The sequence below is a fragment of the Tsukamurella pulmonis genome, from assembly GCF_900103175.1.
Classification (GTDB): domain Bacteria; phylum Actinomycetota; class Actinomycetes; order Mycobacteriales; family Mycobacteriaceae; genus Tsukamurella; species Tsukamurella pulmonis.
Genome location: NZ_FNLF01000002.1, coordinates 4,512,471 through 4,524,827, shown reverse-complemented (window position 1 = coordinate 4,524,827; position 12,357 = coordinate 4,512,471). Strand labels below are relative to the sequence as shown.

12 protein-coding genes are annotated in these 12,357 nt (G+C 72.3%); 9 read left to right on the top strand and 3 right to left on the bottom strand.

Features of this window, described 5'->3' with window-relative positions:
* The first annotated feature begins 39 nt into the window (after nt 1-39).
* Nucleotides 40-813 carry an alpha/beta fold hydrolase gene (locus tag BLQ62_RS22200; RefSeq protein WP_068563929.1) on the top strand — a complete coding sequence of 258 codons (774 nt, stop codon included), beginning with the start codon at nt 40-42 and terminating at the stop codon, nt 811-813.
* Here BLQ62_RS22200 and BLQ62_RS22195 read toward each other — a convergent pair.
* A complete protein-coding gene (locus BLQ62_RS22195; protein ID WP_082756177.1) occupies nt 716-1,684 on the bottom strand; it encodes a DMT family transporter in 969 nt (322 codons plus the stop codon). The genes BLQ62_RS22200 and BLQ62_RS22195 overlap by 98 nt on opposite strands.
* Before the next feature lie 70 nt (nt 1,685-1,754).
* Between BLQ62_RS22195 and BLQ62_RS22190 the strand changes: the two genes are divergently transcribed.
* Nucleotides 1,755-2,672 carry a LysR substrate-binding domain-containing protein gene (locus tag BLQ62_RS22190; RefSeq protein WP_231857517.1) on the top strand — a complete coding sequence of 306 codons (918 nt, stop codon included), beginning with the start codon at nt 1,755-1,757 and terminating at the stop codon, nt 2,670-2,672.
* 18 nt (nt 2,673-2,690) lie between these two features.
* Here BLQ62_RS22190 and BLQ62_RS22185 read toward each other — a convergent pair whose 3' ends face one another.
* Complete coding sequence (locus tag BLQ62_RS22185) at nt 2,691-4,064, bottom strand: MFS transporter (RefSeq protein WP_068563931.1); 1,374 nt, start codon at nt 4,062-4,064, stop codon at nt 2,691-2,693.
* An 86-nt stretch (nt 4,065-4,150) separates the two neighbouring features.
* Between BLQ62_RS22185 and BLQ62_RS22180 the strand changes: the two genes are divergently transcribed.
* Together BLQ62_RS22180 and BLQ62_RS22175 are read left to right on the top strand one after the other, a co-directional pair.
* Entirely contained in the window at nt 4,151-5,575 is a 1,425-nt protein-coding gene (locus tag BLQ62_RS22180; RefSeq protein ID WP_231857518.1) for an MFS transporter, read from the top strand.
* Nucleotides 5,576-5,585: 10 nt separating this feature from the next.
* Nucleotides 5,586-5,903, top strand: a complete 318-nt coding sequence (locus tag BLQ62_RS22175) for a helix-turn-helix domain-containing protein (RefSeq protein WP_068530733.1) — start codon at nt 5,586-5,588, stop codon at nt 5,901-5,903.
* A gap of 60 nt (nt 5,904-5,963) precedes the next feature.
* Here BLQ62_RS22175 and BLQ62_RS22170 read toward each other — a convergent pair whose 3' ends face one another.
* On the bottom strand, nt 5,964-7,058 hold the full coding sequence (locus BLQ62_RS22170) for an adenylate/guanylate cyclase domain-containing protein (protein ID WP_068563933.1): 1,095 nt from the start codon (nt 7,056-7,058) through the stop codon (nt 5,964-5,966).
* Nucleotides 7,059-7,089: 31 nt separating this feature from the next.
* Here BLQ62_RS22170 and BLQ62_RS22165 point away from each other — a divergent pair, with 31 nt between their 5' ends.
* From BLQ62_RS22165 to BLQ62_RS22145, 5 genes are all read left to right on the top strand, one after another.
* Nucleotides 7,090-8,478 (top strand): L-serine ammonia-lyase, encoded by a 1,389-nt coding sequence (locus BLQ62_RS22165; protein WP_068563935.1) that lies wholly within the window; start codon nt 7,090-7,092, stop codon nt 8,476-8,478.
* Between the two features lie 102 nt (nt 8,479-8,580).
* Nucleotides 8,581-9,369: an ABC transporter ATP-binding protein gene (locus tag BLQ62_RS22160; RefSeq protein WP_082756179.1), complete on the top strand. Its 789-nt coding sequence runs from the start codon at nt 8,581-8,583 to the stop codon at nt 9,367-9,369.
* Nucleotides 9,362-10,744: an FtsX-like permease family protein gene (locus tag BLQ62_RS22155; protein WP_068563937.1), complete on the top strand. Its 1,383-nt coding sequence runs from the start codon at nt 9,362-9,364 to the stop codon at nt 10,742-10,744. Before BLQ62_RS22160 ends, BLQ62_RS22155 begins: the two co-directional genes overlap by 8 nt.
* 53 nt (nt 10,745-10,797) lie before the next feature.
* The gene (locus tag BLQ62_RS22150) at nt 10,798-11,199 is read left to right on the top strand and encodes an NUDIX hydrolase (RefSeq protein WP_068563939.1); all 402 of its coding nucleotides are present in this window, start codon (nt 10,798-10,800) and stop codon (nt 11,197-11,199) included.
* Entirely contained in the window at nt 11,196-12,353 is a 1,158-nt protein-coding gene (locus BLQ62_RS22145; RefSeq protein WP_068563941.1) for a winged helix-turn-helix domain-containing protein, read from the top strand. The genes BLQ62_RS22150 and BLQ62_RS22145 overlap by 4 nt, the downstream gene beginning before the upstream one ends.
* Nucleotides 12,354-12,357 lie beyond the last annotated feature (4 nt).

The following is a 12,357-nucleotide window of genomic DNA, read 5'->3' as shown; positions in this document are numbered from 1 at the left end:
AGCCCTCCGACGAACCCTCCGCGCGGCGAGAGAAGACCGATGACCAGCTTCGACGTCCCCGGGGCGCGCCTGTCCGTCGAGTTCAGCGACGAGGGCGGGCGGCCCGTGGTGCAGTTGCACGGCCTCACCTCCAGCCGGGCCCGCGACCGCGTGCTGGACCTCGATCTCGGCCGTGGCCTGAGCGGAACCCGGTTGCTGCGCTACGACGCCCGCGGACACGGGCTCTCGACCGGCCGACCCGTCCCCGAGGACTACCGCTGGCCGAGCCTCGCGGACGATCTGCTGCGGCTACTCGACCACTGGTTCCCGGGGGAGCGGGTGCACGGCGTCGGGCCGTCGATGGGCACCGGCACGCTGCTGCACGCCGCGGTCCGCGATCCGGGCCGGTTCAGCGGGCTGACGCTGATGGTGCCGCCGACCGCGTGGGAGACCCGCGTCGCCAAGTCCGCCGAATACCTGGCTTCCGCAACCCTTCTCGAGGAGCGGGGCCTGGACGCGCTGCTCGCCGCGGGGGAGGGGGCGGTGCCGCCGCCCGCCACCGTCGGGCATCCGCCGACGGCGCCCGACGTGCCGGAGTCCCTTCTGCCGGCCTTGTTCCGGGGCGCCGCGGCGAGCGATCTCCCCGCGCTCGGGGAGATCGCCCGCATCGACGTGCCGGTCAGCGTTCTCGCCTGGATCGACGATCCGGCGCACCCGGTCTCGACGGCCGAGGAGCTCAGCAGGACGCTCCCGCGGGCGACGCTGTCGGTCGCCCGGACTCCGCAGGACGTGCAGCAGTGGCCGTCGGTGCTGCGCCGCGACGTCGCGGGGTGAGCCGGGAGACGGCGACGCCGACGAGGCAGAGGACTCCGCCGAGCAGACCCCACGCGGTGGGCGTCTCCGCGAGGAACGCCCAGCTCAGCAGGATCGACAGGCCCGGCACGGCGTAGGACGACGAGGCGGTGACGCCGGCCGGGGTGTGCGCGAGCGCGTAGGCCCACAGCAGGAAGGCGAGCGCGGTGGGCACCAGGCCCAGGTAGATCACGCCGACGGTGCTCGAGAGCGGCGCGGCGGCGAGCTCGTCGACGAGCCGGGGCGCCCAGGGCAGGAGCACGATCGCGCCGACGCCCGCGCCCAGCGCCGTCGCGGTGAGCGGGTCGACGGTGCGCAGCACCAGCTTCTGCGCCACCACGCTGATGCCGTAGAGCAGCGCCGCCGCGACGGCGAGGGCGACGCCGGCCCCGTCGCGCCGGCCGTCCCCCGTGAAGGCGATGACCGCGGCCCCGGCGAAGCTGATCGCGATGCCCACGACCAGCAGCGGCGGGAATCCCTCCTGCAGGAGGGCGCCGGCCAGTATCGCGACGATGATCGGCGCGATGTTCACCAGCAGCGCCGTGGTCCCGGCGTCGAGGTGCTGCTCCGCGGCGTTGACCAGCACGGTGTAGAGCGCGAACCACAGCGCGCCGTAGCCGACGGTGAGCGCGAGCGTCCGGCCGCGGGGCAGCCGGACGCCGCCGTTGTAGAGGGAGTGCAGGGCCCAGATGACGCCGAGTACCGCGGCGCCCACCAGCAGCCGGCCCTCCGCCATGGCGATGGGGGAGAGGTGCGGGGCGGGCCCGGATCCGAGCCCGCGGATCACCACGAAGGCGGAGGCCCACGCGAACATCACGGCCACCAGGGCCAGGGCGGGGAGTCGATTCGTCATGACCTCACTGTGCGACCGATGCGAAGTAAGCACAAGCGCATATTTCTGCACTATCATTCAGTAAGACTGAATGGAGGGCATCGTGCTCGACGCGCACCGACTCATGATCTTCCGCTCCGTCGCGGCCACCGGATCGGTCGCCGCGGCCGCGGCCAGCCTCGGCTACACCCCGTCGGCCGTCTCGCAGCACGTCGCCGCCCTGCAGCGCGAGACCGGCCTCAAGCTGCTCGAACGCGTCGGGCGGGGCGTTGAGCTCACCCCTGCCGGGCGGGTGCTGGCCACCGAGGCCGACGGGGTGCTCAGTCGCCTCAACGATCTCGGCGCCACCGTGGACGACCTGCGGGCGGGCAAGGCCAACCGGATCACCATGAACGTCTTCGCCACCGCGGGCACGCACTGGATGCCCGCGGTCGTGCAGACGCTGAGCGCCGAGTTCCCCGACACCCGGCTGCGGCTGCGGATCGAGGACGAGGTCACCGAGATCGCCGCCCGCCGGCCCGATCTCGCCGTCGCGGTGCGGCAGGAGCACGGGCAGACCACCGCGGTACCGGGCTTCTCGCACGAGGACCTCGTGGTCGAGTCCTACGTCGCCGTGCTCCCCGAGGGGCACGCCTTCGCGGGCCGCGAGCTGGTCGACATGGCGGAACTCGAACACGAGCGCTGGATCGACAACGACGTGCGCCGCGGCGCCTGTCGCCAGGCCGTGCTCGATGCCTGCGCCGCAGCGGGATTCACGCCCCGATTCGTCGTCGAGACCACCGACTACCCCTCCGCGCTCCGGTTCGTCGCGCGGGGCGTGGGCGTGACGGTGCTTCCCCGCCTGGGCGCGACCGAACTGCCGCCCGGCACCGTCGCGGTGGACGTCTGCAACCCCGCGCCCCGGCGCACCATCGTGGCCTACGTCAAGGACTCCGAGTGCCGCAATCCCGTGGTGCGGCGCGCGATGCACCTTCTCCGGGAGGCAGCGGCCGCCGCCGAACGCGCCTGAGCGCGTGCCGGATCGCCCTCAGTGCTCGGCCGATCGCCCGCCGGTCAACCGGGAGGTGACGAGTACGGTGGCCGCTCCGGACGCGATCGGTACCAGCAGGGTGATCGCGAATCCGGTGTGCCCCCGGACGAGGACCTGCGCGAAGACCGCCCCCGCGCAGGCGATCGCGAGAGCCGTGCCCACGGCGTCGGAGAGCTTGAGGGCGCTGGAGTTCGCGCCCTGCTCGTCGTCCGCGCTGCGGGCGAGCACGAGGATCGAGAGCGTCGGGTAGGTCAGGCCCATGCCGAAACCGCCGACCGCCCAGGCCGCGAAGATCACCGGCCACGGGGCGTCGAGGGCGAACGCCGCCGCCACCGTCGTCAGGGCGAGGGTGAGCAGGCCGGAGCCGATGAGCGGCAAGCGCTCGCGCACCGGACCCGACGCGGGGATCCGCGCCTGGATCTGCGACGCCAGCGCCCACAGCAGCGCCGCGCCCGTCATCACCGAGCCGGCGCCGAAGGGGGAGAGCCCGTCGACGTGCACGAGATAGAGCGGAACGTAGATCTCGGCCGCGAAGAAGGCGCCCGCCATCAGCAGGCTCGCCAGGATCAGGCGTGGGATGCCGGGGCGGCCCGTGAGCGATCCGGCGGGCAGCATCCGGCGCACGGCGAGCACCGCGATCACCAGCGCGAGAGCGGCCACCGCGAGCAGTCCGGCATCCCCGCGCGGCGCCGCGAACTGGGCGACGGCGATCGCGATACCCGCTGTGAGCGCGGCGAACAGGAGCCCGCGGTTCGGCGGACCGTCGTTGCGGTACGGCGCCTCGTCGAGCCCGGCGGTGGCCCGCAGCGTCGCGACGAGGGCGAGCAGCGAGGGCCCGGCCAGCCCCAGGAAGACCCAGCGCCAGCCCACGGTGTCGGCCGCGAGGCCGGCGACGGCCGGCCCGATCAGCGACGGCACGACCCACGCCGTCGAGTAGGCGGCGAAGACCCGCGGCCGCCCGTCCGGCGGGACCAGCCGGCCCACCATGGCGTAGAGCACCACGCTGATCAGGCCGGAGCCCAGGCCCTGCACGCCGCGGCCGAGCGCGAGGACGGTCATGCCCGGTGCCGTACCGACGATCACCAGCCCCGCGGCGAACAGCAGCGCGCCCGCGATCAGGGGCGGTTTCACGCCACTGCGATCGACCCACGGCCCGACCCAGGCGATGGCGACGATCATCGCCGCGAAGGCGGCGCCGAAGGCCACCGAGTACTCGGCGGTCGCGCCGAACTCCGCCGCCGCGCGCGGCAGGACGGTGCCCACGGCGAGGGATTCGAAGGCGGAGAAGGAGATCAGCGCGACGGACCCGATCAGGAACCAGCGGAGCCGGCCCCGATCGGGAGGTGCCTGCAGGTCCTCGTCGACGGTCATGGCGGCGACGCTAATACGTCGACCATGGTTGAGGTCAACCGAAAAAACCGGTTGATCACGGCTGCCCGCGGCGGCATCGTGAAAAGGTGCATACCGACCTCGGCCCCCGCTGGCGCGTACCCCGCATGCTGCGCCCGCTGCTGCGCCGGGACTACCGCCTGCTGTTCGTGACCCTGCTCTGCGCCCTGACCACCGACGGCATGTGGCTGGTCTCCGTGGTGTGGCAGGTGATCCACATGGGCGGCTCCGCCACCAGCGTCTCGCTGGTCTCCGGCGCCGCCTCGATCGGCCTGCTCGTCTCCACCCTCGCGGGCGGCGTGCTGGCGGACCGGGTCTCGCAGCAGCGCATCCTGTTCGTGCTCGAACTGCTCAAGGTCGCGGTGATCGGCGGCATCGGCGCCCTGGTGATCACCGGCGCCATCACCCTGCCGGTCCTCATGGCCGGCTCGCTGGCGCTGGGCCTGGTGTCGGGCTTCTACTTCCCCGCCTACTCCGCGCTGGTCCCGCGGCTCGTGCCGCCCGGCGAGCTCCTGGCCGTCAACGGCTACGAGTCCGCGGTCCGCCCGGCCGCCGCGATGGCCGTCGGCCCGGCGATCGCGGCGTGGATCATTGCCGTCGCCGACCCCGGCGCCGCGCTGCTCGTCGCGGGCGCGATCTGCCTCGTCGCCGCGCTCTGGGTGGTGCGGATCCGGGTCCCGCAGGCCGACGGTGCCGACGCCGATCAGCCCGGCTCGCCCCTGCGCGAGCTGTGGGAGGGCGTGCAGTACGTGCGGCGCACGCCCTGGCTGCTCGCGTCGCTGCTGTTCGCCAGCCTGATGGTGCTCGTGACCGTCGGGCCGATCGACGTCCTGCTGCCCTTCGCGATCAAGGACCAGGCCCACGGCGCCGCGAGCGAGCACTCGATGATCCTGGCGGCCTACGGCTTCGGCGGTGTGGTGGGCGCGCTGTTCATGGCCGCGCGGACGATGCCGCGGCGCTACCTCACGGTGATGATAGGCATCTGGGGGATCGCGTCCCTGCCCATGCTGGTCTTCGGCATCGCCGAGAGCGTGTGGCCCATGGTGATCGCGGGCTTCGTGCTGGGTGTGCTGTTCGAGGCGCCGGTGGTCATCTGGGGGACGCTGCTGCAGCGGCGCGTGCCGCGCCGGCTGCTGGGCCGCGTCTCCAGCCTGGACTTCTTCGTCTCGCTGGTGTTCATGCCGCTGTCCTTCGCGCTGGCCGGGCCGGTCAGCCAGGCGATCGGGCTGACCGCCACGTTCGCGCTGGCCGCGCTCATCCCGATCCCGCTCGCCGTGGTCGCGATCCTCGCGGCGCGGATGCCGCAGGACGAGCTGGAGCACCCGCTGCGCGACGAGGACGAGGACGAGGACGACGGCGAGGTCGAGGCCGACGGGGACGACGTCGCGGGAGGCGAGGTCGCGGTCGCGGGCGGCGAGGTCGCGGTCGCAGGCGGCGACGCGCCGGTTACGCCCACCGTGAACGCTCCGCCGCCCGGGCGCACCGTCGGATAGGGTCGTGCGTATGACGAGCGGGGTGGCGAGCATCGAGACGCACGAGCAGGTCGAGGCCGAGCGCCCCCCGCTGCTGCGCGAGGTGTTCGGCCGCGTCCTGCGGCAGGAGCGCACCCGTCAGGGCCGCACGCTCGCCGAGGTCGCGCGGGACGCCGGTGTCTCCACGCAGTACCTCTCCGAGGTGGAGCGCGGCCGCAAGGAGGCCTCGTCCGAGGTGCTCGGCAGCATCTGCGACGCCCTCGGCGGCTCGCTGATCGAGTTCGTCGGCGGCGTGCACCGCGAGCTGCTCGGCGCGCGCACCCGCCCGGTGGCGCTCGCCGCGGCCTGACCGGCGCGGTGCGGCCCGTCCCCGACGTAACCGTGTGATTCTCGACCGCGCTCGCCGCGGCTACGACTCCTCGGTCTGCTCGCCGGTCCGCGCATCAACGGCCGCTTCCGCTTCGTGGGCGGTCTCCGCCTCCTGCGCCGCCTCGGCGGCCTCGGCCTCCTTGGCTGCGCGGGTGTCCTTGTCGTACCGCAGCAGGTGCGGGTGCACGGCGCGGAAGCCGCGGGCCCGGTAGGCGCGCAGGCTGCGGGTCTCCAGGCCCGGCTCGTCCGCGATCGCCTGGGTGAAGTTGTCGTCGATGAGCACCGTCCCCGGCCGCGCCGCGCTGGTCAGCCGGGCCGCGAGGTTCACCACGCTGCCGAACAGATCCCCGTAGCGCTGCAGCACCTCGCCGTACGCCAGGCCCACCCGCAGCTGCGGGAACTCGATCTCGATCGCGTCCAGCTCGGGGTAGTCGTGCGGCTCCTGCAGCTCGAGCGCGATCCGGGCCGCCGCCCCGGGATCCTCGGCCGCGAACATCACTTCGTCGCCGACGCCCTTGATGATCCATCCGCCGCCGCCGTAGATCACGGCCTGCATCCGGGCCTCGAACGTCGCGACGAGGGTGTTCAGCTCTTCGACCGCGAGGCCGCGGGACAGGCGCGTGTAGCCGACCATGTCGGCGAAGCCCACCGCGATCTTGGCGGTCAACGCGTCCGACGAGTCGTGCGTGACCAGGCGCTGCGTGGCAGTGGACAGGTGCCGCCGCCACACGTGGGCCTGCAGGTTCTCCATCTTGTCGATCACGCGGGCCACGCCCGCCGACGGATCCTGCACGCCCGCGTCGTGGGCGTTGTCGAGGTGGGTCTTGACGATCCCGGCCTGCCACTCCGCGAGGCGGTACATCGCCTGCCCGAGGGACTGCGCCCCCGGCAGCACGGCTTCCCGGTCGATGACGTCCAGCGAGAACAGCTCGGCGAGGTCCTGCACCAGCGCGACGTCGTCGCGCGTGAACGCCTTCTGATCGTCGTCGCGCAGGTCCGCGAAGCCCGCGGACGTCCACCAGACGCGCAGGTCCTCCACATCGACGCCGCCCAGCTCCGCGAGCTCGCGGAAGGTGTACTCGCGTTCGCCCGGCAGGAGCAGGCCGTCGATGTCCAGATCTTCGGCGTCGCCCATGAGACCACTGTATGGGGCTTACGCTGAAGAGGTGACGATCAGTGTGTTCGAGCTGTTCTCGGTGGGCATCGGCCCGTCGAGTTCGCACACCGTCGGGCCCATGCGGGCGGGGGCCGACTTCGCGGACGAGCTGCGGGCCCTGGGGTCGACGGTGCGCACGGTGCGCGTCGACCTGTACGGCTCGCTCGCCGCCACCGGGCGCGGCCACGGCACCTTCGCGGCCGTGCTGCTGGGGCTGGAGGGCAACCGGCCGGAGACCGTCGATCCCGATGACGTCGCCAAGCGCAGCGCCGAGATCGAGGCGACCGGCACCGTGCTCGTCAGCGATCGCGACGAGGTGCCGCTGAGCGCAGAGCAGATCGTGCTGCACCCGCTGACGGTGCTGCCCCGGCACACCAACGGCATCCGGTTCAGCGCCGAGCTCGCCGACGGCACCGAGCACGAGGCGGTCTACTACTCCGTGGGCGGCGGCTTCGTCGAGCGCGAATCCGGTGCGGAGACGGTGAATCCGCTCGCCGGCACCTCCCGCGTACCGCACGACTTCGAGACCGCCGCCGACCTGCTCGAGACCTGCCCGCGCACCGGTAAGACGGTGCCGGAGCTGATGCTGGAGAACGAGATCGCGCTCCGCGGCGCCCGGACCGGCGAGACGCCGGAGGTGGCCGAGCGCGAGGTGCGTGCCGGGCTGCTGCACATCTGGGAGGTCATGGAGGCCTGCATCGAGCGGGGCTTCCGCGGCGAGGGCATGCTGCCCGGCGGGCTCGGGGTCAAGCGGCGCGCGCCGGGCCTCTACCGGCGGCTCGTCGATTCCGACGGTGCCGATGCCATGGACTGGCTCAACGTCGCGGCGATGGCCGTCAACGAGGAGAACGCGTGCGGCGGGCGGATCGTCACCGCGCCCACGAACGGCGCGGCCGGGATCGTGCCGTCAGTGCTGTACTACGCCCTGAAGTTCCGGCCGCACCTCGCCGAGCGGCGCGAGGAAACGGTGTGCGACTACCTGCTCACCGCCGCCGCGATCGCCGTGCTCTACAAGCGGCGCGCCTCCATCTCCGGCGCCGAGGTGGGCTGCCAGGGCGAGGTCGGCTCCGCCTGCTCCATGGCGGCCGGCGCGCTCGCGCAGGTCATGGGCGCGAGCGCGGCGCAGGTGGAGAACGCCGCCGAGATCGGCATCGAGCACAACCTGGGCCTGACCTGCGATCCGATCGGCGGGCTCGTGCAGATCCCCTGCATCGAGCGCAACGCCATCGCGTCCGTGAAGGCCGTCAACGCCGCCCGCATCGCCCTGCACGGCGACGGCACGCACCGCGTCTCCCTGGATCAGGCCATCGAGACCATGCGCCAGACCGGCGCCGACATGCTGTCGAAGTACAAGGAGACCTCCCTCGGCGGCCTCGCCGTCAACGTGCCGGAGTGCTGAGGACACGACCGGCTGGACGTCCGCGGGGGTAGTGCAGGCCCTACCGTGGAAACGGGTGATATCGCGATCGACCGGCCCGCTACTGTGGCGTCAGATGGGAGCATGAGGTTCCGTTCCAGATTGCCCACCACGGCCCCTGCGGCCGAGGACGTCGCGGCGGTTCCGGAGATCCGCGCGGAAGGGGTCGTGACCTTCCCGTCGGGAAACCGGCAACAGACGCCCGTCCTGCGTGGCTGTTCGCTCGCGGTACGGGGCGGCGGCCTGACCGCGATCGTCGGCCCGAGCGGCGCGGGGAAGACCTCGCTGCTCTACTGCCTGAGCGGCCTCGACCGCCCCGACGAAGGGCGTGTACTCATCGGGGGCGTCGATGTGTACGCGCTGAGTGAGGAGAGGCGTACGCGGTTCCTGCGGCCCTCGGTCGGCTTCGTCTTCCAGCAGTACAACCTGATCGACTACCTCACGGTCGAAGAGAATCTCCGACTGCCGCAGGTGCTCGCGCGGCGACCCGTCAGCAGTACCGCGCTGGGCGAGACGCTGTCGCGGTTCGGCCTGCTCGAGAAGAGGCGGGAGAAGGCGGCCGCACTCTCGGGCGGCGAACAGCAGCGGGTGGCGCTGTGCCGTGCGCTCCTGGCGGAGCCGTCGGTGATCTTCGCGGACGAGCCCACCGGCGCCCTCGATACCGTGAACACCGGTGTGGTGCTGCGTGTTCTGCGGGACCTGGCAGGCCGGGGATGCTCCGTCGTCATGGTCACTCACGACGTCGAGTCCGCTGCGCTGGCCGATCGCGTAGTGTTCCTGCGCGACGGGGCGATCGAGCACGTCGCGGGACGCCTCTCGGTTGACGAGATCACAGTTCTCTCAGCGCGATTCGAGGGCAACCGTCGTGTATAGGTACGGGCTGCGCATCCTTCTCGCCGACGCTCGCGGTTGGTGGCCGGCGATCACCACCATCGCGATGATCACGGCGCTGGTCGGCCTGTGCGCGACCCAGTTCGCGTGGGCCCGCGACCCCCGCTTCGTCGCCGCGGTCGAGGCGCAGGGGCGCGCGGTCTCCGAGTTCACCATCGTCGCGCAGACGATCTACGTCGTGGTCGCCGCGTTGGGGGTGTTCGCCCTCACCGTCGTCGGCAATGCCACGGTCGAAGCCACCAGGCGCACCTTTGCCCAGTGGAGGCTGGTCGGCGCGAGTCCCCGTGATGTACGGCACGGGATCTGGGCGCTCGTCGCCACCGCTGCCCTGATCGGTGCGGTCCCCGGCTCGTTCGCTGCGCTCGTCGCCGCCTACTTCGCCGTGCCGATGTTCAACGAGATGGCGGCGCCGGGATTCGCGGCGCCGACTCTGCCTCCGTCCCCGTTCGCCTGGTTCCTGTCCCTGGCCGTCGGTGTCCTGACCTGCCTACTCGGGGCGGTCGGCCCTGCTCGGCGAGGCGCGCGGACCCGCGCGATCGTCGTCTTCCGCTCGACCGGGGTCACTCCCCGCCGAGACGGGTGGTGGCGAGTGCCGGCGGGTGCGCTTCTGCTCGTCGCCGCGCTCGGGATGATTCTCGCCGCCTCGTCGGTAGGTCCGGACACGGGCGTGGCGGCGCTGTTCAATCTGTCCCTCTACACCGGTCTCTGTGCGGTCGCGGCGGTGTACGTCCTCGGCCCGTTGGTCGTGCCGGTGATTCTGATGGGGTTCGGTCACGCGGCCGCCTGCGTGGGTAGCGTCATCGGTTCGCTCGCGGCCGCGGCCGCCGTTGCGCGTGCCGGTACGAGCGCGAACACCGTCGCACCGTTGGCAGCCGGTGTCGGCGGCATCGGCGTCATGCTCGCTTCGGTCGAGTCGACAGCGGCGGTCGTCACCGCGAGGGGCGACGCCACGGCGACGAACCTCACCGACACACTCGTCCTGGCCGGCCTCATCAGTGTGGTGCTCCTGGTCACGTCGGCCGCGGTGATCGCGCTCGCGTCCCGTGACCGCGATCGTGAGCAGGCACTGCTGCGGGTGGCGGGTATGCCGCGGCGTCAGGTGACGGCGTGGTACGGATGGCAGGCCCTTCAGCTGGCGCTGGCGGGTGTCGTGCTCGCCGTCGTGCCGGTCGCGCTCACCGTCACGGCGGCCGCCGTCGGCTCGCCCGCGTTCGCGGGCCGCTCCGTCGTCTCCGTCCCCTGGGCGGTGCCGGTGTTCGGGTTCGCGCTCATCTGGTTGGTCCTGTCCCTGGTTCTGTGGCTTCCCGCGAGGACCTCGCTGCGCGCCGAGCCCGCTGCCGGTCTGCGTGCGGCCTGATCCCGGAGTGCTGAGCGAGGAACGTGTCGGTGGTCCTCGCTAGGGTGGCGTGCATGGACGTGCTGACGGTGGCGGCGGTGTGTTTCCGGGACGAGACCGGGCGGGTGCTCACGGTGCGCAAACGCGGCACCGATGCCTTCATGCTGCCCGGCGGCAAGCTGGAGCCGGGGGAGGCGCCGATCGACTGCGCGGTCCGCGAGGTCGACGAGGAGCTCGGCGTCGCGCTGACCACGGACGATCTCTCGCACCTGGTGTCCTGGCGCGGCCCTGCGGCGAACGAGGCGAACACCGATATCGAGTCCACCGTCTTCGCCACCGAGCTGCGCGTGGAGCCGCGGGTCGCGGCGGAGATCGCCGAGGCCCGCTGGATCGACCCCGCCGACCACGGCGACGTCACCATCGCGCCGATGCTCGAGCAGTACCTCTTCCCGCGGCTCGCCGCGGCCCGCGCATGAGGATCACCCAGCCCCAGGCCCGTCGGATCGCCCTCGCGGCCCAGGGCTTCGAGCCGGGCTTCGCCGGCACCTCCACCCCGACGATGCGGCAGGTCCAGAAGGCGATCGACCGGCTCAAACTGATCCAGATCGACAGCGTCAACGTGGTCACCCGCAGCCAGTACCTCCCGCTGTTCGCGCGGCTCGGCGACTACGACACGGCCCTGCTCGACCGCGCTCGCGACAAGGCGCCGCGGCGGCTCGTCGAGGCCTGGGCGCACGAGGCCTCGCTGGTGCCACCCGAGACCTGGCCGCTGCTGCGGCACCGTCGGACTGCGGACCGGGTGACCCAGCGGTTCGCGAGCTACGAGTCCCGCCACCCCGGCCAGCTCGACCGGCTGCGCACCGAACTCGCCGCGCTGCCGCCGCTCACCGCGCGCGCCCTCGAGGCGCACCTGGAGCACGAGCAGGTGGTGGAGAAGACGCACTGGGGCTGGAACTGGTCGTCGGTGAAGGAGGGGCTCGAGGTGCTCTTCCACGCCGGCGAGGTCACCAGCGCCGGGCGCACCAGTCAGTTCGAGCGGCTCTACGCCCCGACCTCTGCGGTGCTCGGCGAGCTTGCGGAACGGGAGGTTTCGGACGAGGACGCCTACGTCGAGCTGATCCGGCAGTCGGCGAAGGCGCACGGCATCGGGAACCTGCGCTGCCTGCGCGACTACTTCCGGCTCTCCACTGCGCAGGCCGCACCCGCAGTCGAGAAGCTCGTGGCCGCAGGCGAGCTCATCCCGGTGGAAGCCGACTGGTGGCCCGGCGCCGTCTACCTGCACGCCGAGGCCAAGCGCCCCAGGGCGATCACGGCCCGGGCGCTGCTGTCCCCGTTCGACCCGCTGGTGTGGCAGCGCGAGCGCGCCGAGGCGCTGTTCGACTTCTTCTACCGCATCGAGATCTACACGCCCAAGGAGAAGCGGGTGCACGGCTACTACGTGCTGCCCTTCCTGTTCGGGGACCGGATCGTGGCGCGATGCGACGTCAAGGCCGACCGGGCGGCGGGGGAGCTGCTGGTGCACTCCACCACCTGGGAACCCGGCGGTCGGGACACGGAATCGGAAGCGGCGCTGGAGAAGACCGTCGCCGAGATGGCCGGCTGGTTGGGACTCGAGAGCTACCGGCTCTGACGCC